The sequence below is a fragment of the Pseudoalteromonas arabiensis genome (assembly GCF_001550155.1).
In the GTDB taxonomy this organism is placed as follows: Bacteria; Pseudomonadota; Gammaproteobacteria; order Enterobacterales; family Alteromonadaceae; genus Pseudoalteromonas; species Pseudoalteromonas arabiensis.
Map to the genome: position 1 here is coordinate 64,723 of NZ_LRUF01000021.1, position 21,842 is coordinate 86,564.

The 21,842-nt window shown below is 40.9% G+C and carries 24 protein-coding genes; 8 read left to right on the top strand and 16 right to left on the bottom strand.

Annotated elements, in window-relative coordinates; genetic code table 11:
• Positions 1 to 154: 154 nt before the first annotated feature.
• From apbC to PAARA_RS09955, 3 genes are all read left to right on the top strand, one after another.
• Positions 155 to 1,231 carry an iron-sulfur cluster carrier protein ApbC gene (gene apbC / locus PAARA_RS09945; protein WP_062568886.1) on the top strand — a complete coding sequence of 359 codons (1,077 nt, stop codon included), beginning with the start codon at positions 155 to 157 and terminating at the stop codon, positions 1,229 to 1,231.
• Between the two features lie 3 nt (positions 1,232 to 1,234).
• Positions 1,235 to 1,822: a dCTP deaminase gene (dcd, locus tag PAARA_RS09950; protein ID WP_062568887.1), complete on the top strand. Its 588-nt coding sequence runs from the start codon at positions 1,235 to 1,237 to the stop codon at positions 1,820 to 1,822.
• 128 nt (positions 1,823 to 1,950) lie between these two features.
• Positions 1,951 to 4,446, top strand: a complete 2,496-nt coding sequence (locus PAARA_RS09955; RefSeq protein ID WP_062568888.1) for an EAL domain-containing protein — start codon at positions 1,951 to 1,953, stop codon at positions 4,444 to 4,446.
• Here PAARA_RS09955 and PAARA_RS09960 read toward each other — a convergent pair.
• Together PAARA_RS09960 and PAARA_RS09965 are read right to left on the bottom strand one after the other, a co-directional pair.
• A complete protein-coding gene (locus tag PAARA_RS09960) occupies positions 4,412 to 5,188 on the bottom strand; it encodes a CLCA_X family protein (protein ID WP_062568889.1) in 777 nt (258 codons plus the stop codon). The genes PAARA_RS09955 and PAARA_RS09960 overlap by 35 nt on opposite strands.
• Positions 5,188 to 5,787: a tRNA-uridine aminocarboxypropyltransferase gene (locus tag PAARA_RS09965; RefSeq protein ID WP_062568890.1), complete on the bottom strand. Its 600-nt coding sequence runs from the start codon at positions 5,785 to 5,787 to the stop codon at positions 5,188 to 5,190. Before PAARA_RS09965 ends, PAARA_RS09960 begins: the two co-directional genes overlap by 1 nt.
• Positions 5,788 to 5,909: 122 nt before the next feature.
• On the opposite strand from PAARA_RS09965, the gene PAARA_RS09970 reads away from it, so the two are divergent.
• On the top strand, positions 5,910 to 6,254 hold the full coding sequence (locus PAARA_RS09970) for an Hpt domain-containing protein (RefSeq protein WP_062568891.1): 345 nt from the start codon (positions 5,910 to 5,912) through the stop codon (positions 6,252 to 6,254).
• 93 nt (positions 6,255 to 6,347) lie between these two features.
• Positions 6,348 to 7,565 (top strand): pyridoxal phosphate-dependent aminotransferase, encoded by a 1,218-nt coding sequence (locus tag PAARA_RS09975; protein WP_062568892.1) that lies wholly within the window; start codon positions 6,348 to 6,350, stop codon positions 7,563 to 7,565.
• Positions 7,566 to 7,604: 39 nt separating this feature from the next.
• Here PAARA_RS09975 and PAARA_RS09980 read toward each other — a convergent pair whose 3' ends face one another.
• From PAARA_RS09980 to PAARA_RS09995, 4 genes are read right to left on the bottom strand one after another with little or no spacing between them, the layout of a single operon-like run.
• Positions 7,605 to 8,072, bottom strand: coding sequence for an outer membrane lipoprotein (locus PAARA_RS09980; RefSeq protein ID WP_062568893.1), 468 nt, complete (start codon positions 8,070 to 8,072; stop codon positions 7,605 to 7,607).
• 12 nt (positions 8,073 to 8,084) lie between these two features.
• Complete coding sequence (lpoB, locus tag PAARA_RS09985; RefSeq protein WP_062568894.1) at positions 8,085 to 8,696, bottom strand: penicillin-binding protein activator LpoB; 612 nt, start codon at positions 8,694 to 8,696, stop codon at positions 8,085 to 8,087.
• 10 nt (positions 8,697 to 8,706) lie between these two features.
• Positions 8,707 to 9,132 carry a YcfL family putative periplasmic lipoprotein gene (locus PAARA_RS09990; protein ID WP_062568895.1) on the bottom strand — a complete coding sequence of 142 codons (426 nt, stop codon included), beginning with the start codon at positions 9,130 to 9,132 and terminating at the stop codon, positions 8,707 to 8,709.
• 8 nt (positions 9,133 to 9,140) lie between these two features.
• Positions 9,141 to 10,505: a COG3014 family protein gene (locus PAARA_RS09995; protein ID WP_062568896.1), complete on the bottom strand. Its 1,365-nt coding sequence runs from the start codon at positions 10,503 to 10,505 to the stop codon at positions 9,141 to 9,143.
• Between the two features lie 138 nt (positions 10,506 to 10,643).
• Here PAARA_RS09995 and PAARA_RS10000 point away from each other — a divergent pair, with 138 nt between their 5' ends.
• Positions 10,644 to 11,498 (top strand): DMT family transporter, encoded by an 855-nt coding sequence (locus tag PAARA_RS10000; protein WP_062568897.1) that lies wholly within the window; start codon positions 10,644 to 10,646, stop codon positions 11,496 to 11,498.
• Here PAARA_RS10000 and PAARA_RS10005 read toward each other — a convergent pair.
• The 7 genes from PAARA_RS10005 to PAARA_RS10035 all read right to left on the bottom strand — a co-directional run bounded on the left by PAARA_RS10005 (position 11,482) and on the right by PAARA_RS10035 (position 18,147).
• Entirely contained in the window at positions 11,482 to 12,174 is a 693-nt protein-coding gene (locus tag PAARA_RS10005; RefSeq protein ID WP_062568898.1) for a M15 family metallopeptidase, read from the bottom strand. The genes PAARA_RS10000 and PAARA_RS10005 overlap by 17 nt on opposite strands.
• On the bottom strand, positions 12,171 to 13,301 hold the full coding sequence (gene dapE, locus PAARA_RS10010; RefSeq protein ID WP_062568899.1) for a succinyl-diaminopimelate desuccinylase: 1,131 nt from the start codon (positions 13,299 to 13,301) through the stop codon (positions 12,171 to 12,173). Before dapE ends, PAARA_RS10005 begins: the two co-directional genes overlap by 4 nt.
• Complete coding sequence (locus PAARA_RS10015) at positions 13,301 to 13,645, bottom strand: ArsC family reductase (protein ID WP_062568900.1); 345 nt, start codon at positions 13,643 to 13,645, stop codon at positions 13,301 to 13,303. The genes dapE and PAARA_RS10015 overlap by 1 nt, the downstream gene beginning before the upstream one ends.
• 5 nt (positions 13,646 to 13,650) lie before the next feature.
• Positions 13,651 to 14,148 (bottom strand): PTS glucose transporter subunit IIA, encoded by a 498-nt coding sequence (locus PAARA_RS10020; protein WP_062568901.1) that lies wholly within the window; start codon positions 14,146 to 14,148, stop codon positions 13,651 to 13,653.
• A 4-nt stretch (positions 14,149 to 14,152) separates the two neighbouring features.
• Positions 14,153 to 14,545 carry an ACT domain-containing protein gene (locus PAARA_RS10025; RefSeq protein WP_062568902.1) on the bottom strand — a complete coding sequence of 131 codons (393 nt, stop codon included), beginning with the start codon at positions 14,543 to 14,545 and terminating at the stop codon, positions 14,153 to 14,155.
• Between the two features lie 227 nt (positions 14,546 to 14,772).
• On the bottom strand, positions 14,773 to 16,929 hold the full coding sequence (pta, locus tag PAARA_RS10030; RefSeq protein WP_062568903.1) for a phosphate acetyltransferase: 2,157 nt from the start codon (positions 16,927 to 16,929) through the stop codon (positions 14,773 to 14,775).
• 3 nt (positions 16,930 to 16,932) lie between these two features.
• Positions 16,933 to 18,147: an acetate kinase gene (locus PAARA_RS10035; protein ID WP_062568904.1), complete on the bottom strand. Its 1,215-nt coding sequence runs from the start codon at positions 18,145 to 18,147 to the stop codon at positions 16,933 to 16,935.
• A gap of 290 nt (positions 18,148 to 18,437) precedes the next feature.
• Between PAARA_RS10035 and yfbV the strand changes: the two genes are divergently transcribed.
• Positions 18,438 to 18,884, top strand: a complete 447-nt coding sequence (yfbV, locus tag PAARA_RS10040; RefSeq protein WP_062568905.1) for a terminus macrodomain insulation protein YfbV — start codon at positions 18,438 to 18,440, stop codon at positions 18,882 to 18,884.
• Here yfbV and PAARA_RS10045 read toward each other — a convergent pair.
• Genes PAARA_RS10045 through xthA form a run of 3 tightly spaced genes read right to left on the bottom strand, consistent with a single transcriptional unit; the run spans position 18,881 to position 21,131 of the window.
• Positions 18,881 to 19,678 carry a putative RNA methyltransferase gene (locus PAARA_RS10045; protein ID WP_062568906.1) on the bottom strand — a complete coding sequence of 266 codons (798 nt, stop codon included), beginning with the start codon at positions 19,676 to 19,678 and terminating at the stop codon, positions 18,881 to 18,883. The genes yfbV and PAARA_RS10045 overlap by 4 nt on opposite strands.
• A complete protein-coding gene (locus PAARA_RS10050; RefSeq protein ID WP_062568907.1) occupies positions 19,675 to 20,325 on the bottom strand; it encodes an energy-coupling factor ABC transporter permease in 651 nt (216 codons plus the stop codon). The genes PAARA_RS10045 and PAARA_RS10050 overlap by 4 nt, the downstream gene beginning before the upstream one ends.
• Positions 20,322 to 21,131: an exodeoxyribonuclease III gene (gene xthA / locus PAARA_RS10055; RefSeq protein WP_062568908.1), complete on the bottom strand. Its 810-nt coding sequence runs from the start codon at positions 21,129 to 21,131 to the stop codon at positions 20,322 to 20,324. The genes PAARA_RS10050 and xthA overlap by 4 nt, the downstream gene beginning before the upstream one ends.
• A gap of 247 nt (positions 21,132 to 21,378) precedes the next feature.
• Here xthA and PAARA_RS10060 point away from each other — a divergent pair, with 247 nt between their 5' ends.
• Positions 21,379 to 21,813, top strand: a complete 435-nt coding sequence (locus PAARA_RS10060; protein ID WP_062568909.1) for a hypothetical protein — start codon at positions 21,379 to 21,381, stop codon at positions 21,811 to 21,813.
• Positions 21,814 to 21,842 lie beyond the last annotated feature (29 nt).

Here is a 21,842-nt window from a genome sequence, read left to right on the forward strand (position 1 = left end):
CCGCCTTTAAAATACGCGATTATCATATTTTAACCACCTATTTGTCAGTCTATGCTTAACAAGCAGGTGATATTTATTAATTGTCTGGTTTTAATGCTTTGAATGTTACATAATTCCGTGGCACTTTTCATCAAAGAAACGCTATTTTATTGCTATGTTTGGACTGTCAAAAATATTCTCTGGAAAATCGACTGAAAAAGCGCCGATGCTTGAGGCATTGGCTGCTTATCGAAGTAGTGCTTTTGCGATAGGCATAGAACAAAGCTGGGTGAAAGATATTCAGCAAACTGATGGCAAAAGTTGGCATGTTAAGCTTGTTCTGCCTTTTGCAGGGCTGGGTGAAATTCATGATATTGAAGCATTCACCAACCAAAAGTTGGCTTGTAAAGTAACGATTGAAGCCCAGATGAAACTGTCAGAAGCTAGTAAGTTTAAGCAGATTAAACATATTATACTCGTAGCTTCCGGTAAAGGTGGAGTTGGTAAATCGACTACGGCAGTCAATTTAGCAGCGGCACTTCAACAAGAAGGCGCTAAAGTGGGGATATTGGATGCTGATATATATGGCCCATCTATTCCACTGTTGCTTGGCTTGCAGGGCGCTGAGCCAAAAACAGCAGACAATAAACATCTACTGCCTTTTGAAGCACATAACCTCAAAGCGCAATCAATAGGTTTTTTAGTTCCGAGTGATGATGCGACTGTGTGGCGTGGCCCCATGGCTTCGGGGGCGCTTAATCAGCTGTTAAATGAAACCGATTGGGGAGAGCTAGATTATTTGATTGTCGATATGCCCCCAGGCACTGGCGATATTCAATTGACTATGAGCCAAAAAGTGCCAGCCAGCGGCACTGTGATCATCACAACACCTCAAGATTTAGCATTAGCAGATGCACAAAAAGGTATCGCAATGTTTAATAAAGTAAATGTGCCTGTATTGGGTCTTATCGAAAACATGAGTTACTTTTTGTGTGGTCACTGTGGAGAACCAAACCATGTGTTTGGGAAAGATGGTGCAGTTACTTTAGCTCATCGTCATGGTGTGCCTGTACTTGCGACAATTCCACTAGCAACAGAGATTCGTGAAAGTTCTGAACAAGGTCACTTAATTGCGCAAAATAATGCAGAAAGTATTAGTGAAACATACAAGACAGCAGCACGCGTACTTGCGAGCAGTTTATATTACCAACAAGCGCAAAGCGCTGTTGAGATTGTTATAACGGATGATTAATAAATGAGATTATCAGATACCCATATTCAACAATACATTAATGATGGCCGTATTGTTATTGAGCCCTCGCCAAGTAAGGCAATGATTTCAGGAGTCACAGTCGATTTACGCTTGGGTAATAAGTTTCGTGTTTTTCAGGATCACACCGCTGCCTATGTCGATTTGAGTGGACCAAAAGATCAGCTAAATAAAGCGATGGAATCAATAATGAGTGATGAAATCGTGTTAAATGAAGATGAGGCTTTTTTCCTACACCCAGGTGAACTAGCACTCGCAATTACTTACGAAAAAGTGACTCTACCAGCTGATATAGTGGGTTGGCTTGATGGGCGTTCATCTCTGGCGCGACTTGGCTTGATGGTGCACGTAACAGCACACCGTATTGACCCTGGTTGGTCTGGCAACATTGTACTGGAGTTTTATAATTCTGGAAAATTGCCACTTGCACTGCGTCCAATGATGAAGATAGGGGCAATGAGTTTTGAAACAATGACGAGCCCTTCTGAGAACCCATATAACACACGTAAAGATGCAAAATATAAAGATCAAAACTCCGCTGTAGCAAGTCGTATTAGTGACGATAGCAAGTAAAGTCTAATGCGGTGGTTTATTTGACCGCCGCAAATCCCTCCTTATTTATATAATTAGTTCCTATAAAATTGGCAATTTAAGCGCTTAGATCCCATACTTTTATCTATGTTTGGTGGCACGGAGCTAAGATGCATTCATATAACATGCGCGTAGTAAGGTTTTATAAACAACTCGCTTGTGCGATATGTGCTATCTTGCTGTGTGTTTTATCCTTCTCAAGTTTTTCCTCTCAACTGCCTATTTGGTTGTTTCAGTCGAATGAGCCACTGAGTGTTTTGGCAGATAAACTTGATGAAAAACTGATTACACAAAGAAAATTACCCGCGAACAATACCGATACTCTTCGTATTAAAGCCAACCAATCATATTGGATGGTTATCGATTTACATCAACTGCCACATGCGCAAACTTATGTCGCCTATCTAGCTGAGCCTAATTTAATGTGGAAGAAGTTTTATATTTTAGACAGTGCCTCAACAGCGAAAAATGATGCGCGGTTAATACCCTTACCAAGTTTATCAAATGTAAGGCCTCACTGGCTTATTGAGCATAGGTCTGAAAACCGTTGGGCATTGGTTAATTTTCAGCACGACAGGGATATCAACTTGCAATTAGGGGTCGTAAATTCCGAACGGTTTGAAATTAATTTACATAAAACAATACTGAGTTACGGTGCAATTATTGGTGTATTACTTATTTGTATATTTGTTTGCCTTGTCTACTATGCTGTTTCTAAAAGAGTAAAGTATTTATTTTTAAGTACGTACTTTGCTTTGGTAGGTATGAGCTTTTTAATTGATAACGGCTTAAGTGGTTATTTAGTTTCGGGTCTTGGCTGGTCGACCAAATGGCCTTTTTATGAATTTTCCCTTGGTTTTGTAAGTTACTTTTTATACGAGTTTTTAAATATTAAAAATAGCCGAAGCGGTTTAAATCAAACATGGTTAGTGGCAATAGTCATGTTTTTTGCTATTGCCTTGATGACATCATTCTTACCTGCATTTAATTTAAGCTGGGTTTATATCGTCAGCTGTAGCTGCTTTATTGTGTTGTCGGTTACGACGGCAGTTATATTAAACAAGCAGAAAAATCATCCAAGCTTGCTGCGTCAATGTATGCTGATAATTCTCTCATGTCAGTTTGCGAGTTTGCTTATTTGGAATGGTTTTGGTTTTGGAAAGCATGTAATACAAGATATTGTGCTATTGATAGGTTCATTGGCAATTTGTACGGTTTTATTGCTCAAAGACAGGCATCGCATAGCGTCATTTAACTATAGCCTCACCCATGATGCTGATACTCAATTACCTAACAAGCAATTGTTACTCGATGAAATGGTAAAAAAAGTCTCACAGAAGCAGCATTTTGCAATTATGCTGTTTAGGCCGCATGTGTTAACCAATGCACGGGCAACATTTGGTTATGACCATGCTAATCAGTGTATAAATACGACGCTTAATGCCCTCACTCAACAGCTTCAGTCAATTAATGCCCTAAAGTTAGAAACGCGTTCGGAGCAAGGGGTGTGGATTGCACGAATTGACGACAGCATTTTCGCGTGTGTCATTTTAGGGGAGCTTGAGCTTAGTCATATTGAACAGTTTGCTTGTGTTATACATGGGGTGTTTGAAGAGGGGATTTCGCATAATAATATCAAGTTAGTGGATTCGGTTGATATTGGTGTAGCGTACTACCCAATGCATGGCAATACCGCGAAACAAATTTTGCAATGTGCTATTCAAGCTATGAGTGAAAAGCAGGTTCAAGGTGAGCGCTGGCGAATGTTTGACTTAGAAAATGCGCGCTTGTCTGAGCAGCGTTTACTTATTGCAGCCTCACTAAAGAGTGCAATTGAAGAAGACCAACTAGCACTGTATTTTCAACCACAAGTTTGCTTAAAAACAGGGAATGTTGTCGGTTGTGAAGCCTTGCTGCGTTGGCAGCATCCCGCCTTAGGAGCGATTAGTCCAGAAGTGTTTATTCCTATTGCTGAATCATCAGGCGTTATTAATCAGTTAACAGAGTGGGTGGTAACGCGGGGAATTGAGTGGCAAGCAATATTTACTAAGCACATCCCAAATCATGTTATCTCTATTAATATATCAGCTAAAGACTTACTCAATAAAGATTTACCAGTGCTATTTATCACTAAGTTGAATGAGCAAGGTGTTGAGCCAAGCAGTGTGATGCTCGAGCTGACTGAATCAGCTACGTTGGAAGAGAGTAAAAAAATTAAAGTATTACTCAATGACTACAGACTCATCGGTGTTAAATTGGCTATTGATGATTTTGGCACTGGTTATTCTTCTTTGGCTTATTTAAGCCAACTGGGCTTTGATGAAGTAAAAATAGATAAGCAGTTTGTACTTAATTTGCAGTTTTCTAACAACGATAAAAGTATCTGTAAAGCAACCTGCGATATTGCAACGACACTAGGTGCGGAGGTGGTTGCCGAAGGGATTGAGGATGAGCAGAGTTTGGCTATTTTAAAAAGCTATGGCTGCCAAGTTGGTCAGGGATACTATTTTGCAAAGCCAATGTCTGCAGATGACTATGTGAGTTGGATCCAAAATTTCAAATCAATTGATATCAGCCTCGATGTAAAAGCGCACCTAGTTGATTAAAGTACAAGTGCATCATCTCAGTACATTGTAATGCATGGGTATCACTTGGGTATATTAAACCACTATCATTTAAGCCACTGACTAAGAAGGTATTAGTAATTGTTGTGTGTGTTGAAATACATTTTTCAAAACAACGTGCTGCTAGCTCTTCAGGCATGCTCATATACAGTTGCTGCATCGCTTTATCAAATTTAATGGATTGGTTTACATAGTCATTTGGATTTTTTCCATCAATATCTAAAAAAATATGCTGGAAAAATTGATCTAAGTAGCGATTTAACTGATGAGATAAGTTGGGGGTTTGTTGCAACCATAGAGCAGAGCAAAACTGCATGCTTTGCCGTTGTGGAAACATGTGCTGACAAATATGGTGGTCAAATGCATGAAACCACTCATGGGCAAGTGCTCCACCGCCTGCATTTTTAGCAAGAGCGAGAGTTTGACTATGCGCATTATAGTGAGCTTGTACGCCTTTTTGGCCACCATGACCAAATGCAAAATTTAGTTTTTTGCGCAGCCCAATCGCTTCAGGCGGTAATTGCAGAATTTGCGCAAGGTCTGCAAGTGCGTCATAGATGAGATTAGCTGCCAACAATCGCTCTTGTTTGTTAACCCAGTTACCCACAATCATGGTTCTAAAACCAAACGTATCACGAATTTCATCAAAGTCGACTTGATCATCAAATCGATAATTAGGGCCTTGACGGTTAAACCCTGCACTCAATCGTTTAGACACTCGCATTACAAGTAACGTGCCTTTACATGTTCTGGCATATGTTGAGTTTGTTTATCTATAAGTGCGTTAAGTAATTGATATAGAGGAGATACATCACAGTTTTCAATTAAGGCCAAGCTATGTGCCACGGCCTCTAAAGTCGATAAGCTATCAGCACGAGGTGCTTTACGTATTGTGTACTTGTTAGCAGGTAAGTGGTTGAAGCTGACGGCCTTAAATGACTCTAGGGTTGGGGTGAGTTTTAATATTTTAAATGCTTTTTTCCATGTCCCGTCAATCACGATTAAATGGGTCAATGAGCTTTTAAAGTCGTGCATAGCTTGACCTGAATCATCAAGCTTTAAAGAGTCATCACTTGGGTATAAAACGGCTGTTGTTGTTTTAGGGAGACTGGCTAGCACAGAGAAATCATTCTCAGACTCACCTTGAATAATTTCACAGTTCTTCAGCCCTAGTTGTAAAAGTCTTGCTGTGTTTTTAGCGACTTTTTCTTCACTTGGATGACGTAATATAATGATTTTTAGTTTATTATTAATTATGTTTATCGCATCGCATAGACATGTTCTTATCGAAAAGCCACAATGTGGGCAGAGTTCTCTAGCCATATAAACTTAGGTAAATTACTAATTTTTGCCTAGTATACATCAGTAAGAAGTAGTTTGCTTTTTTGATGTAAGCAACTAAAGTTGCGACTAGAGGGGATTATGTTTTTAATTAAGGGAAAAAGATGACGACGATCACAATAGACGAAAGTGCACTTGAAGGTATGGAATCGCTTTTAGGTGATCAATTTGCCGACACCTTGACCTTTTGCTGCAGTGAGTTTCAACGACTGAGCAATGAGGCACTCACTTGTATTGATGTTGATAATGAATCAGCGGCACGTCATGCACATAGCTTAAAATCTAATGCTGCTCAATTTGGCGCTATGAGTTTATCAGAACTTGCCCGTGAAATAGAGCAGGATCTCAATGAAGGGCAAGTGAGCAAAGCAAAAGCAAATTCACAAAACTTACAAGCGCAAGTTGAAGGCTCGCAAGAAAAATTGCAAGCATGGCTTGCTGCTCGCTAAAAACTTGAATTTATTTCAGTTATAACCTCAAAAATCCACTAGCGTGGTTGCCCTTTACTAGGTTAGTCTAAAGATTAATTAGTAGAGGTAACCATGTCACAAATAAAAAAGAGTCACAAACTAAACGGTGTCTGTTATGACATCCGTGGGCCTGTGCTTGCACAAGCTCGAAAAATGGAAGAAGAAGGGCAAAAAGTATTAAAACTTAACATTGGCAACCCTGCTGCCTTTGGCTTTGATATGCCTGAAGATATGCATAAAGATATCATCCGTAACTTGTATTCGGCCCAAGGCTACTGTGACTCTAAAGGCCTCTACTCAGCCCGTGTGGCTGTTTATCAACACTACCAGCAACGCGGTTTGTTTAATCTTGATGTCGATAATATCTATATCGGCAATGGGGTCAGCGAATTAATTCAAATGACCACACAAGCATTACTTGATAATGACGACGAAGTGCTTATTCCGGCACCGGATTATCCGCTATGGACGGCATCAGTTAAGTTAGCAGGGGGCAACCCTGTGCATTATCTTTGTGATGAAGAGCAAGATTGGTTTCCTGATATTGCGGATATAAAAAGTAAGATTACGTCAAAAACAAAGGCATTGGTGCTTATTAACCCGAATAACCCTACTGGGGCGGTGTACAGTGATGATCTTTTGATGGAGCTTATCAATATCGCCCGTGAGCATAAGCTATTATTATTAAGCGACGAAATTTACGAGAAAATTTTATACGATGGGGTTACCCATAGCTCCATTGGTGCACTGTGTGATGATGTACCCATTATTACTTTTAATGGTTTGGCTAAAACATACCGTGCTGCGGGTCTTCGTATGGGCTGGATGGTATTAAGTGGCCGCACCAGTATGATGGAAGATTTAAGTCGTGGTCTTGATATGTTGGCATCTATGCGCTTATGTGCAAACGTGCCTGCACAATATGCCATTCAACAGGCGTTAGGGGGTGTGCAGTCGATTGATAATCTGATTAACCCAGGTGGGCGATTGTATGTGCAACGTGATATAGCATGGCGTGGTTTAAATGCTATTGATGGCATTAGCTGTAAAAAACCAAAAGGGGCACTCTATGCATTTGCGAAAGTGGATACGGCGCACTTTAATATCAAAAACGATGAACGTATGATTTTAGATTTACTCAAAGCTGAGAAAATCTTGCTTGTGCATGGGCGCGCCTTTAATTGGCCAGATCCTGATCATTTCAGATTGGTATTTTTACCAAACAAAGATGATTTAACCGAAGCGATGAGTAAAATGCAGCGTTTTTTTGCTGACTACAGGCAAAGTTAAAAAAGCGAGCTTCGGCTCGCTTTTTAATTTCATTACAGATCAATAAGCTTTATCAACACGTACAGTATTGTCAGTTAGGTAGACTAAGCGGACCTTATCTCCTTGATTAAAGAGCATTTGGTTGTCTTTGTCTTGTACAACCATGTACTGTTCGCCATTTTCGACTTTGATCATTAACTCAACTAGCTGATATTGCACAACACGACTTGTTTGCTGACGGTTGTGAGCAACAGAGCCTCCAATCATTGAGCCCAAAATAGTCGCTACTGTACGGCCACTGCCGCCGCCAAATTGATTACCAATGACACCGCCAATAAGCGCACCGCCAAAGGTTTCCCAGCCGTTAGTTTTGTCTTTGACCAGTTCTTGTTCTGTTATCATTCTCACTGACTCTACAGAACCAAACAACACTTGCTGCACAGGAACAGCTTTGTTGCGTTGATAGTCGGCGTAACTTGGCGCGCTTAGTAATACACACGCAGTCAATAAACTAATCAGGTATTTCATATGTCCTCCTGACTACCAGCCAAAAGTTGATTTCTCACGTGTTTTACGAATTTCAGTTTCATCTGCCCATTCAACTAGGCCGCTTTTTAAGTCCATTAAGCGCATTGTAAATTTGTAATAGACATCAGACTTATCAGCATTTGATTTTACGATGCTCGATAGGTTGCCATATAGCATGTATTGTGCGCCCACTTGCTGCCCAAACGCGATTGCTGTATTTGGGTTGACTAGCGGGTCAACGTTCTGAAAGTTGAGTTGCTCACGAACAGCTTCAACGCGGGTCATATCAACAAAACGGAACTTACCACTGCGAAGTAATTGTGTAGAGATGGAATCGGTAATGGATTCTGTATCAATATGTTCACTGGTTTTGTTTTTAATACGTTCTACAAACACGATAGGGCGGCTATTCGCTGTAAGCGTACCAACCACAGGCGAGGCAAGCAATGAATTAGTCATTTGGCTCGCCACTTTTTGTAAGTCTGTTGAACCAAAGTTGACATCAACTGTTTCAACCGCCTGAGCGTCACCATAGCTAACGACCGCTTTATTAGCACAACCAGAAAGCATCAGAGTGCTTGTTATTGCGATGGCCGCAGCCGACTTAACAGAAATTAATTTCATGGTAGTATCCTTAATCTTCAAATTCTTGTGCTTCTGTTGACACTTCACGCACAGCAAGCGAGAAGGTAACAGCATTTGCTGTCGGGGCTAAGCCCGGTAATTGAGTTTTTGCAAAACCAAATAGCTTGATAGCTTGCCAAGGGGAGTGGTTGCCTCTAATCATAAACCCATCAGCGTCGTACCAAGTGAATTGGTATTGCAGATACTGTGACTTTTTGTACTGACTAGCCAGTGTTACCACAACATCAGTTAGGCCGTTGGTTTGTCTGGTTTTAACGTCTGTTATGGCAAGTTTCTTAGCTAATTCAGGGTTATCGATAATTAATTGCTGGTTATACTGTTGACCTGTTTGCTCAACACCGATACCAGATGTGGTTGGGCGTGAGGAGCATGCCGTAACAAGCAAAATCATTAAAAGTGGCAGTATGTGTTTCATTATTGCTCCTAGAGTTGGACTATATGAGAGTCAAAATAGTTATTAATAGACGTTAGAAAGATAAAGGTTAACCCTTGCTTACTAACAGTAAAATCAAGGTCGTTATGTCCTTTGATTTTCAAAGTATGTGAACCTGAAGCTAAACGTGTTCGAGCGATACTTAGTTGGCTTGGAAGAGTTGACCAACTGCGCGTATCCGCTTGCTCGGAGGCAAGGTTGTAAATATTTGCTAAAATATTGCCCACATCTCCGCCACTTCTTGCAAGTTCAGCGCGCATTTTTTCTTTCGCAATAAGTCGCAATACCTGGCGTGATATACGACCAGCGCTTTGATCTTCAAGTGTTTTGGCTGCTAACGCTTCAAGACGAACTATCGGTTTCAGCTCCAAGCTTTTGTCTTCTAGTTGCACTGTGTTTTCAGTTACCGAGAAGGGCGTATCTGCATAAATAGGCAGTGCTAAACTATAAAATCGGGCATCACCTCGGGAGGTGTAAATAGGCAGCCTTAAATTGAAAGCATGTTTTTGGGCAATGAGGCCTTGCTCTGCAATAATAATGACCTGTCCGTGATTCTTATCCGTAACACTTAGCTCACCATATTGTTGGCTGAAACGCTCATACTCTTGGGCAAACCCTTGCTTTTTAGCGAGTCGCAAAACATCTTGTTGAAGATATTGATTATCTGGATTTATTTCTAATGCCTTTTTGTAATCAATATAAGCATCATCAAATTGTTTATTTGCCTCATAAAGCACTGCTGATAAGTAGAAAGTAAAGGCATTTTGAAAACCATTTTTTACATTACCAATTAATGCATCCATACTTGGATAACCTTGCGCTGCTTTTTTTGCTTGTTCATCAACAATGGCTTGGTTTTCTTTTAGTGCGTCCTCTTGTACTTTATTTGCTCGTCTTACTTCTACAAGTGCCGATTCCAATTGCGAATTAAACACATAGCTGAGTGCTTTATAGCTATGCAGCATAGTCATCTCATAGGCTGCGGGCTGATAGCTTATAACAGTATCATTTGTTAAAAGCGAGTTGCTTTGTTCTAACCCTGCGCTAAGTTGTAATTTAGCAGCTTGGCGCTTATCTTCTACACGTTTGTAAATTGTCTCGAATGTTTTATTCGATGCGTCGTTTTGCTGGGCTAAAAAATCCAGTCGCGCACTTTCTAACTGATTCAGTAAGTAATTGCTGTGCGATGAACTCGTACTAGGTAATAATTGCTTAGCATTGCTAATATTATTTTGCCTGACAGCTTGTCGTACAGGCTTAAGCTGCATTGCATAATCTTGGAATAGATCAGTAATACCTATGGTGCTGCAACCTGATAAAAAGCTAACCGCTCCTATAAACAAACATCGACGCACTGAGCACTCCTTTTAAACACTTTGATTAGATTAGCATATGCGCCTTAACCTTCTATGATAAATTATGTAAAAAATCGTAAGTTATTGACGATAAAACGGGTCTCTTATACGAATAAATAGAATAAGGATAACTGAATTTTGTTTGCCACTATCTTATATACATTTTTAGCGCTCAGTGCCTTTGCTGCAAACTCACTATTATGTCGAATGGCATTGCACGGCGGGGACATTGACCCTTGGAGCTTTACAGCAATTAGGCTATTTAGTGGTGCCATCATGCTACTCTTACTTTTTAGCTGGCAAGTAAAAAGAGTGGCAAGCGACGAGCCTGTCGATAAAGGAAATAATATAAGTGCTGTAAGTTTGTTCATCTATGCCGTTTGTTTTTCAGTCGCTTACGTAGAACTTGATACTGGAACGGGGGCACTAATTTTGTTCTCGGCAGTACAGTTGACGATGATAGGCTACAGTATTTTCAATAAAGAGCGCTTATCGTTATTGCAGTGGGTTGCTTTAATTGTTGCATTCGCTGGATTCATTTACTTAATGTTACCTTCAGCAGCTGTCCCTTCTTTATTACCTGCCATCCTTATGACATTAAGTGGTGCGGCATGGGGAGTATATAGTATTCGCGGTAAACAATGTCGCGCTCCTTTACAAGCCACAACGTTTAACTTTTTAAGAAGCCTTATTTTTGTACCCGCGCTTATTTTTGCCGCTTTTTTTCAATGGCCTTCTATCTCTTTCAGCGGTATCGCGCTTGCAGTTGCGTCTGGGGCGCTTGCATCTGGTGTGGGTTATAGTATTTGGTATTTGGCCCTACCAAAGCTAAAAAGTAGTCAAGCTGCTGTTGTGCAATTGACAGTGCCTGTACTTGCCATTGTTGCAGGAATGGTTTTTTTAAACGAACAAATTACATTGCAATTAATGGTAGCAAGCGCCCTTATTTTAGGCGCTGTATTAGTGTTTTTACTTACTAAGAAACATGTTTAGGTTGGTTAATATTTGTTACGAAGCGCTCATACAGGCTGCTGAGGTTTTCTAGCACCGCATGTTTACCTGCAATTTCGCTGTTTGTAATTCTGTCTTTTAATGTGTTTAAGGATAAGTACTGCATCATCACTTGGGATTGTGTAATATGACTAATATGCCAAGGTTCTGGTGCAACACCTCCTTTATATTCTTGGTAAGGGCGATAAAAACCATAGCGCTCGAGATTCTGCTCAAGCCAGTCGTTAAGCTCAGCAAATGGGCCATCACACGCGTATTCATCAGGTGTAAGCTGAAGCTGGTAGTCATCATTAATCGCATTTGCGTCGTAAATATCGAGATCGGTGCCAAAATGGTGTCTGCTTGCTCCTGGTAGAGCTGAATAAAGCATGATTGCATGGCACTTTTGTGTATCACTAAGACTCTGTAAGTCCAAAATTTTTTGATCAAGAGTATAAACAGGACGCAAAGCTTGAAATTTCGCATTCCAAATAGCGCTTTGACGCTGAAAATCGCGAAAGCTTGAGGCAATCGCAAGTTCAATACCTGCTTTTTTAGCTGCCTGTTGTAGCGCCAAAAAATCATCAACAATATCAACATGCAAACGATGTTTTTGTAGCTCGACTAAATGCGAACTACTTAACCCAGTTGCGCAAAGTGCTAATTCAGCCTGGTTCATGTTAGTAGTTGCTCTAAAATCGCTTCGTAGATATCTGCAAGTTGAATTAAATCATCTGTACTGACACACTCATCTACTTTATGAATCGTTTCGTTACGCGGGCCAAGCTCAATGACTTTGGCACCTGTTTGGGCGATAAAGCGGCCGTCAGATGTTCCACCTGTGGTTTCAAGCGCTGTGTCGCGCCCAGTTACCTGCTTAATAGCGCTTACTGTTGCATCAACCAGTGGACCATGATCGGTTAAAAACGGTAGTCCATTTACTATCCAATTGAGTTCGTAATTAAGGTCATGCTTTTCAACAATATCAACTACTCGTTGCTGAAGTTGCTGATGGGTAACTTCAGTGCTAAAGCGGAAGTTAAATTGAATTTCAAGCTCACCAGGGATCACATTACCAGCACCTGTGCCGCCATTAATATTTGAAACCTGAAAGCTTGTTGCAGGGAAAAACTCATTCCCCTGATCCCACTCGGTTTGACTCAACTCAGTTAAAGCAGGGGCAGCTAGGTGAATTGGGTTTTGCGCTAGGTGCGGGTAAGCAACATGGCCTTGCACACCTTTAACGGTTAAAAAGCCAGTTAAAGAACCACGACGACCATTTTTAACCACATCACCCAGCTCATCTCGTGACGATGGCTCGCCAACAAGGCACATATCAATTTTTTCTCCACGTGCTTCTAGGGTGTCGATCACACGCGTCGTGCCGTTGATAAATGGGCCTTCTTCATCAGAGGTAATTAAAAACGAAATTGAGCCTTTATGGTCTGGGTGCTTAGCCACAAAGCGTTCAGTAGCAATAACCATAGCGGCTAAAGAGCCTTTCATGTCGGCGGCACCACGACCATGTAGTATGCCGTCTTTTACCAGTGCTGAAAAAGGCGGGTGCTGCCAATTTTTTGCAGGGCCTGTGGGTACAACATCTGTGTGACCTGCAAAACAAAAGTGTGGTGATTCTTTACCTTTACGTGCCCATGTATTTAATGTGTCAGTGAAAAACAGCGACTCAATATTAAAGCCCAGCTTTTCAAGGCGCTCGTTCAATAACGCTTGGCAACCGGCATCTTCAGGCGTCACTGATTCACGCTGAATAAGTGCTTGAGCAAGTTCAATAACAGGGTGAGTCATCAGGCAAAAATCTCATCATATTGAGCTGCTTTAAAACCTAAATGGTATTGGCCGTTATGAACCAGTACAGGTCGCTTGATCATCGCAGGTTGTTCCACAAGCAATGCTAACGCAGATTCTTTATCTAAGTTTTGTTTTTGTTCATCAGATAATTGACGGTATGTTGTACCACGTTTATTTACTAAATCTTGCCAATCAATATGCTGTGCAAATTCATTAATAAGCTCAGCAGTGATACCGTCTTTACGGTAGTCATGGAAAGTGAACTCTTGATTGTTATCAGATAAAAATTTTTTCGCTTTTTTAATTGTATCGCAATTGCTGATACCGTACATGATAGTCATAAAATCTACTTTTTTGTCACAGTGAGTAATGTATCTACCCCAGCACTAACCTGAGATAGAGAGTAATATAAAGGACCAAGCTGCTGGCTGTTAAGTACGCATAAGGTGGCAATCATAGGTGATGAAAGCTCACGTAAATCGAAATAAGCGAGCCGTTGGCCTTGGCTTATCTTGCTGTCATTAAGCTTGGCAATTCTTGTGTGGTCGATATGTTCGCTCAACGATGAAAAATGTAAATTGATTAATATTTTCAGCCCATTTTTTGCCTGTAATATATATTCTTTTCCGGCATTTTTTACCTGCAATAGGGTGCCATCAAAAGGAGCGACTATATTATGGCTGGTTAATTCAACGCTGATACTTGGCCCTAGAGTCGAAAATCTAAAAAAAGCCTCAGGGTGTTCGCTTATAGGTTTAACTCGGCCCGTGAATGGGCTTTTTATAGCCATCACTTGGTTTTTACGCAAGGCGCGTTGACTCTGATAGGTTACTTCTTTATTCATAAGACTATTTAGTATTTCCTAACACATGATAACCATCTTTTTTCAGTGCCGAAATTGCTTTTTCAATGCTGTGCTTTTTAACTAAAACATAATCTGTATCATAAGTTGAAAGAGCGAAAATAGAGATAGATGCTTTAGCAAGTACGCCAGAAATATTAGCCATTATACCTGTTAGAGAAAAGCCCAGCGGGCCAATGACTTCCAGTGCTTGCCAGTCGGTTTCAGCATCTAGGCTATCAATTGTAAAGCTGCTAGGGCAGACAATAGATAATTCATCAGCGGTCTTTGCAATAAAAAATATGCTTTCTTTAAGCAATGCAGGAGGGATAGTGGCATCGACATCAAGGCTATGAATGGTGAGCTCTGTACTATGAAGTTGCAGCGTTTGCTTTGACATCTGTGATCCTATCTATGAAGCCGATAATTAATAGTATACCCAAATCACTTAAAAATACGAGCTATCAACAAGAGATTAAATGTAATTAGTAAGCACGGGATTACGCCATTTAGATTTCCATTAATCTTGTCCACAGAATCTGTGGATAAATATGGGAATAGGTCAGTATAAAGAAGGTAATAGGCTAATTTATAACGATTTTATAAATCAGCCTAATTTTTGATGGGTTAGTTTTCTATGCTTTCAACTTGCTTAGCTTGAATCGCAGTAAGAGCAATGGTGTAAACGATATCGTCTACTAATGCACCACGGCTCAAGTCATTTACCGGCTTACGCATACCTTGCAGCATTGGGCCAATACTAATTAAATCGGCACTACGTTGAACGGCTTTATAAGTTGTATTACCGGTATTTAAATCAGGGAATACAAACACTGTTGCTTTACCTGCAACTGGGCTGTCAGGTGCTTTTTTGATTGCTACGTTTTCCATGATAGCGGCGTCGTATTGAAGTGGGCCGTCAATCACTAAGTCAGGGCGTTTTTGCTGGGCAAGTTTCGTGGCTTCACGCACTTTTTCCACATCCGCACCTGAGCCCGAAGTACCCGTACTGTAGCTGATCATCGCAACGCGAGGCTCTATACCAAATGCGGCGGCTGAATCTGCTGATTGAATTGCAATATCGGCTAATTGTTCTGCTGTTGGGTCTGGATTGATAGCACAGTCACCATAAACTAAAACCTGGTCAGGTAACAGCATAAAGAAGACTGACGATACTAACGACGAGCCCGGTGCCGTTTTAATTAACTGTAGCGGTGGGCGAATCGTATTTGCTGTAGTGTTAACAGCACCTGATACCAAGCCATCTACTTTACCTTGTTCAAGCATCATGGTGCCGAGTACAACGTTATCAAGCAGTTGTTCTTGGGCAACCACTTCAGTTAAGCCTTTGTTTTTACGGATTTCGACCATAGGCGCGACGTAATCGTTGATGACATCACTAGGTTCAACAATGGTTACATTATCGTTAAGCTCAACACCTTGTTGTTCAGCAATACGTAAAATTTCTTCTTTGTCACCAAGTAGAATTGTTTTTGCAATACCACGTTGACCACAAATTGCCGCAGCTTTAATCGTGCGCGGCTCATTTCCTTCGGGTAATACTACAGTTTTATTCGCTTGACGGGCTTTATCGGTTAGTAAATAACGGAACGCGGGTGGTGACATTTTACGAGTACGGCCAACACTTTGTGCAAGGCTATCTAACCAGTCTGAATCAATGTGACTGGCGTTGTGATCTTTTACTTTATCGATACGTTGATCATCATCACAGGGTACTTCCATATTGAAATTATGCAGTAATAATGATGTGCGCCACGTATCTTCTTTTGTTGCAAGAATAGGCAGGCCCGTATCCATAGCTTGTTCGCATAATTTCATGATGCGATCTTCAGGCTTAAAGCCACCGGTTAATAAAATAGCCCCAATTTTTGTACCATTCATGGCTGATAAACAAGCGGCAACTAGAACATCAGAACGATCCCCTGGAGTTACTAGCAAGGCTCCTGGGGTAAAGTGACTTAAAATATTGGATACTGTACGGGCGCAGAAAGTCACGCGGCGCAAACGACGGTGAGCCATGTCGCCTTCGTTAATAACTTCGGCCTTTAAGTATTCACACAAATCACGGACACGCGGTGCAACGAGATCGAAATCCCATGGGATTGACCCTAATAACTTAAATGGGTGCTTTCTGAAAATAGGCAGTGATGCTAAACGGTTTAATTCGTTTTCAAGTTGTTCAGGCTCATGGGCTTCAACAAGGTCAGCACGGGCTCGACCTTCGTCATCGAGAGGTGCATTCACTTTATTGAAAATACAACCTAACACACGAGGGTGATTAACACCGCCATAATTACCTGCAGCAATTTCTAAACGGTCTTCAATTTGGTCATTGCTATCGTTACTTGGTGTTAGAACAAAAACAATATCAGCACCGAGTGTTTGCGCGATCTCACGGTTTACACGTCCCGCATAAGGCTGGCGACGTGTTGGCACCATACCTTCAATAATGGCAATTTCGTCTTCTTTGATGGTGTTTTCAAAGCGCTCTACGATTTCTTCTAGTAAGTCGTCGCCTTTACCGTCACCAATCATTTGTTCAGCATAGCCAAGATCGAATGGTGTAGGTGGATTAATTGGCGAGCCATGGGTGACAATTTGCGTTGATTTCTCGGGGCCTGTATCGCCAGAACGCGGCTGCGCAATAGGTTTGAAAAAGTTTACTTTAAGTGCTTTTTGCTCAAGCGCACGCACTAAACCAACAGAAACAGATGTTAAACCAACCCCAGTTGAAATAGGGATCAACATAATTCTACGTGCCATTACTTAAGCCTCCTTCGCAATACGGGCTGCATCATTGGCAATTACCCATTCTTCGTTAGTAGGGATCACAAACGCTTTAGCATGCGCTTGTCCTTTTGAGATTAGGCCTTCTTTACCAAAGCGCGCAGCTAAGTTCGCAGTTTCATCACACTCAAGACCTAAAAAGCCTAAATGAGTGATTACTTTGTCACGAATGATATCTGAGTTTTCACCGATGCCACCAGTAAAAATAAGCGCATCAAGGCGTTGTAGAGGCACCAAGAATGCAGCAATTTGTTTTGCTAAGCGGTAGCAGAAAATATCGAGGGCAAGATTTGCCTGTGGATGGCCTTCAACAGCGGCTTCTTCGATAGTGCGACAGTCATTTGATAATTCACTAATGCCTAACAAGCCACTTTGCTTATTAAGTAAGTCATCAATTTCTTGCACTGAATAATTAAGTTGCTGAGTTAAGAAGGTGAATAAGCCAGGGTCGATGCTACCGCTTCGGGTACCCATCACTAAACCTTCAAGCGGCGTAAGGCCCATACTGGTATCAACGCTTTTACCATCTTTAATCGCACACACTGAACAACCATTACCTAAATGCGCACTGATCACATTGGTTTGCTCGCGTTCTTTGCCAAGTAATTTTGCTGCTTCGCCGGCAACATAATAATGGCTTGTACCATGAAAACCATAGCGCCTTACGCCATGCTCTTTATAAAGCGCGTAAGGTAGGGCGTATAAGTAAGCAATATTTGGCATGGTTTGATGAAACGCCGTATCAAATACGGCAATTTGCGGCAGCGATGAAAAGGCTTGCATTGCAGTACGAATACCTAATAAATTAGCTGGATTATGAAGTGGCGCGAGGGTCGCTGTTTTTTCAATCTCTGTTAATACGTTATCATCAATTAATACTGACTCAGTAAAATGTTCACCGCCATGCACAACCCGATGCCCCACGGCAACTAAGTTATCTTCAAGGCCCAAGCTTTTGACTAAGTTAACAAGTTTATTTATTGCAGCATCATGGGCTTGACCCTTTGCCAATTCAACATGTTGTTTTTCACCTTTATATTTATATTTGATTGAAGGCGTGTCAGAACCAAGGCGTTCAGCTAAACCTGAAATAACTTCGTCAGAAGTGGTGGCATCTAAAATGGCAAATTTTAAACTTGAACTACCACAGTTCAGTACTAAAACATGTTGTGGTGAGCAAAGGGGCGTTGGCATAGCTAGGTCCTAAAAGTACGATATCAGTCAGTGTATATTAAGGCTTGATAATTAGAATTCTTTGCCAGTATAGTAAATAAGTATTTTGTTGCTACACTTAACAAAGCTAGGCTGTAATTATACTAAAGTCTGGTTGACTTAAGCCGATAACATTTTATCTCATTTAGACTTTAAACGTTAGTCCGATTAACATCAATTTGGTATTAAAACTAGGACAGGTTTTGCAGGGATTGTATCCGGGAGTGTGTTACACTCGGTTGTGAAACAAGATGAAAACCCTAGGAGTGATGATGCAAAAGAGTGTCATGTCACAAGTGCAAACAGGTCGTCAATACGCTAAAAAATGGCCAATGCGACAAGAGCTCGCCCCCATGTTTGCTGAATTTAGAGTGATCAAAGCCACAGATCTGGCAATTACAGTGATGCCAATTTTGGCTATGCTGACTGTTTTTATGCAAGTTAACTATTTAGGTAGTGATTATTTCCCGCAAGCAATTACTATCGCGCTATTCTTTTTGTCACTACCGTTTCAAGGTTTATTGTGGCTAGGCCGCCGTGCAGAAACCCGATTAGAGCCAGCGATGCTAAGTTGGTACACCGAGCTGCACAGTAAAATGAAAGCACATGGTTATCAGTCACAATTAACGACTGAAAAACCACGCTATTCAGATTTAGCTCAACTATTAAAAGATATGTTCGAAAAAATGGATAAAGCCTTCACAAAAGAACATTTCTAATCGCGAATAAACTGGCTCACATAAAAAGATAACGTTATTTTTTGTGGGCCTTGTTGCTCTATTTGCTGCCAATGCTCTGGGCGAAATTTCCAGGCAAACGGCGTCATCATAATTAAATGTTTAATCTCTTCGACAGACAACAGCACCTGTTGCTCTAATAATGTTGTCGATTCTTTGCTGAAGCCAGCTGGTGGTTCTATCTCTGTATGTGGTTTTACATCAGCATAAATAAATGCTTTTAATTCTTTAAGGTGCCAAGGGCCAGGGCTTGCAACAATTAAGCTTGCTTGCGGTTTGGCAAGGCGGGCAAGTTCTTGTGCAAATAAAGGGGCAAACACACTAACAAGCACGTCTGCTTTGGCATCTGCAAAAGGGGCTTGGCTAATCGACGCGACACTAAAATGCGCACTTTCATACCACTTAGCGGCGTATTTTACGGCGGGCTTCGAAATATCAACACCATACACTTCGGCACTCGATTGCGCTGCAATTGCTTGGGTATAGAAGCCTTCACCACAGCCTAAATCAATCACTGAATTTGGTGTCAGTGATGCCACGAGTTCAGCTAAAGCTTGCTGTAAAAAACCATAATGCCCCGCATTTAAAAACTCGCGTCGCGCTTGCACCATTTCAAGGTTATCGCCCGGTTGTTTCGACTTTTTATTTTGCACGGGAAGTAAATTGACATAACCCTCTTTGGCGATATCAAAGCTGTGGTTATTGTCACAACGGTATGTTTTATCCGTGAGTGTAAGCTCAAGTTTGCAAAGCGGGCAGTGATAGTGAAGACTCATGAGTCTAAATAGTCCTTATCATAAAAGGTTTTAACCCAGTGAGGGCGATAGGTGATCATTAAGGTAATAGCCATACCATTGAGCATTGCTTCAGGAAACCAAATTATCGCACATAGAATGAGGTAGTTTTCTGAAATCTCAATAAAACTGTAATCACCAAGCAAGTAATAAAACACACCGCTGGTAAGTATTTTAATACAGGCGATAACAGCGGCGGTTAAAAACGCGCATAAAAAGATATAAATAAAAAAATGTCTTGGTAAGTAGGTATAACAAAGCACAAAACACAAATAGCTCAACGTAATTGGTAAAAAAGCAGTAAACAGTAAATGCACCGGCAATAAACCCATAGGCAACTGAGCAACTAGTACCAACAGTAAACTTGCAAGGGCACTTGCAAAAATGGCTAATCGCCAACCTAAAATCAGGGTCACAGCAGTAACCCCTAAAATATGCAATTCAAGGCCTGGCAATATCCCCGCTTTAATGCGCCACAGTACTGCAAGTACCAAAGCACAGGCGAGCACACCAACTTGTCTTATTGGCGTTGCCAATAATTGCGATGCGCTTTGTTTATCAAAACTTAGCCAAAGTATTAAAGCCACACAGCTCCATAAAGGGAGCTGCCATTGCATAGTGTCTATCATGCGTTAAATGTTGACCATATTGGCGCATGATCAGAAGGTTTTTCGATACCACGTAATTCGTAATCGATACCAGACTCAACACAACGCTCAGCAAGGGCTGGAGTTGCTAAAATTACATCGATACGTAGGCCTCGGTTGTCATCAAAACCTTTTGAGCGGTAATCAAACCACGAGTATTGTTCAACTTTTTCAGGGTAAAGTTCACGGAAGGTATCTTTAAAGCCCCAGTTTAATAATGTACTTAACCATTCACGCTCTTCTGGTTGAAAAGAGCACTTACCAGTCTTTAACCAGCGTTTGCGGTTTGGTTCACCAATACCAATGTCGAGATCAGTAGGTGAAATATTAATGTCGCCCATCACAATAACATCTTCCTCAGGCGTGTGATTGACTTCTAAGTGGGTCATTAAATCTTTATAGAACTGACGTTTGTAAGGGAATTTAATTTCGTGAGCAATATTATCGCCCTGTGGAAAGTAACCGTTCATAACAGTTAAGTCACGGCCATTCTGTTGGGTTACAGTCACGCTGATCATACGACGTTGCGACTCGTCTGTATCAGTTGCAAAGCCTTTCACTACCGATTTAGGTTCTTGTTTACATAACATTGCCACGCCGTAATGGGCTTTTTGACCGTGAAAATAAACGTGATAACCCATTTTTTGCACGTCTTCGAGTGGGAAAGCTTCATCATGAACTTTGATTTCTTGTAAGCCAATGATATCTGGTTGATGTTTATCTATCACCGCTTGTAGTTGATGTAAGCGAGCGCGAAGTCCATTTATGTTGAACGAGATAACCTTCATCATGCACCTTAGTTTATTTTTCTTTAAAGGAAGTAACGTAATTCTACCATCAAATGTGGCGCTATTCATGAGCAAAGAAAGAAAAATGCGCTGTTTAAATGTTGATCAATTGAGGGTTTAGTTAAACGCATTGTTAACTCGATATTAATTAAAATATTAAATAATATATTTAATTGATTTGTTCTTTTTTGTTTATATAATGCGCGCAGATTAACCGTTCAAATTATGTACACTTAAAAGGTAAACCATGAAAAAACAATTAGTGATGCTTTCTCTTGCATGTATCTCATTTGGCTCATTGGCAAGCAATCCACAGTATTTCTCAGCTGATAATCGTATTGAATCTAAGTTATGTAGTCTGAGTGCAAACGAAGGGTTTACCGCTGCACGTAAAGAAGCGACAAAGCATGGTATTGCGATGTCGCGTTTTTCTAAAAGTATTGAGTGTAATGGTGTCGACATTCGTGACATTGCTAAAAAAGCAGAGTTACAAAAAGCGACTTCGAAAGTATCAGTTGAAGTTTTTGCTAAAAATGAGCAAAAAGAAACGCAACTTTGCATCACAGCACTTAAGCAAGGTTTGACACCTGTACGTGAAAAAATTGGTAACTTAAATACCTTAAAATGTAACGGTGAAGCAGTAACAGAGTTCGTTAAGCGTTACCAAAACGCGGCTATTTAATCGGTATGCTAAACTTATTTGTAAAAAGC

Coding starts and splice junctions, on each gene's coding strand:
- PAARA_RS09955 (WP_062568888.1), top strand. CDS start 1,951: ATGCATTCATATAACATGCGCGTAGTAAGGTTTTATAAACAACTCGCT.
- PAARA_RS10045 (WP_062568906.1), bottom strand. CDS start 19,678: ATGAGTCTTCACTATCACTGCCCGCTTTGCAAACTTGAGCTTACACTC.
- PAARA_RS10025 (WP_062568902.1), bottom strand. CDS start 14,545: ATGTCAAAGCAAACGCTGCAACTTCATAGTACAGAGCTCACCATTCAT.
- yfbV (WP_062568905.1), top strand. CDS start 18,438: ATGCAAAAGAGTGTCATGTCACAAGTGCAAACAGGTCGTCAATACGCT.
- PAARA_RS10050 (WP_062568907.1), bottom strand. CDS start 20,325: ATGATAGACACTATGCAATGGCAGCTCCCTTTATGGAGCTGTGTGGCT.
- PAARA_RS09970 (WP_062568891.1), top strand. CDS start 5,910: ATGACGACGATCACAATAGACGAAAGTGCACTTGAAGGTATGGAATCG.
- PAARA_RS10020 (WP_062568901.1), bottom strand. CDS start 14,148: ATGAATAAAGAAGTAACCTATCAGAGTCAACGCGCCTTGCGTAAAAAC.
- PAARA_RS09980 (WP_062568893.1), bottom strand. CDS start 8,072: ATGAAATACCTGATTAGTTTATTGACTGCGTGTGTATTACTAAGCGCG.
- PAARA_RS10015 (WP_062568900.1), bottom strand. CDS start 13,645: ATGACTATCATGTACGGTATCAGCAATTGCGATACAATTAAAAAAGCG.
- apbC (WP_062568886.1), top strand. CDS start 155: ATGTTTGGACTGTCAAAAATATTCTCTGGAAAATCGACTGAAAAAGCG.
- PAARA_RS09965 (WP_062568890.1), bottom strand. CDS start 5,787: ATGGCTAGAGAACTCTGCCCACATTGTGGCTTTTCGATAAGAACATGT.
- xthA (WP_062568908.1), bottom strand. CDS start 21,131: ATGAAGGTTATCTCGTTCAACATAAATGGACTTCGCGCTCGCTTACAT.
- lpoB (WP_062568894.1), bottom strand. CDS start 8,696: ATGAAATTAATTTCTGTTAAGTCGGCTGCGGCCATCGCAATAACAAGC.
- dapE (WP_062568899.1), bottom strand. CDS start 13,301: ATGACTCACCCTGTTATTGAACTTGCTCAAGCACTTATTCAGCGTGAA.
- PAARA_RS10060 (WP_062568909.1), top strand. CDS start 21,379: ATGAAAAAACAATTAGTGATGCTTTCTCTTGCATGTATCTCATTTGGC.
- PAARA_RS09960 (WP_062568889.1), bottom strand. CDS start 5,188: ATGCGAGTGTCTAAACGATTGAGTGCAGGGTTTAACCGTCAAGGCCCT.
- PAARA_RS09990 (WP_062568895.1), bottom strand. CDS start 9,132: ATGAAACACATACTGCCACTTTTAATGATTTTGCTTGTTACGGCATGC.
- PAARA_RS10035 (WP_062568904.1), bottom strand. CDS start 18,147: ATGCCAACGCCCCTTTGCTCACCACAACATGTTTTAGTACTGAACTGT.
- pta (WP_062568903.1), bottom strand. CDS start 16,929: ATGGCACGTAGAATTATGTTGATCCCTATTTCAACTGGGGTTGGTTTA.
- PAARA_RS10005 (WP_062568898.1), bottom strand. CDS start 12,174: ATGAACCAGGCTGAATTAGCACTTTGCGCAACTGGGTTAAGTAGTTCG.
- PAARA_RS09975 (WP_062568892.1), top strand. CDS start 6,348: ATGTCACAAATAAAAAAGAGTCACAAACTAAACGGTGTCTGTTATGAC.
- dcd (WP_062568887.1), top strand. CDS start 1,235: ATGAGATTATCAGATACCCATATTCAACAATACATTAATGATGGCCGT.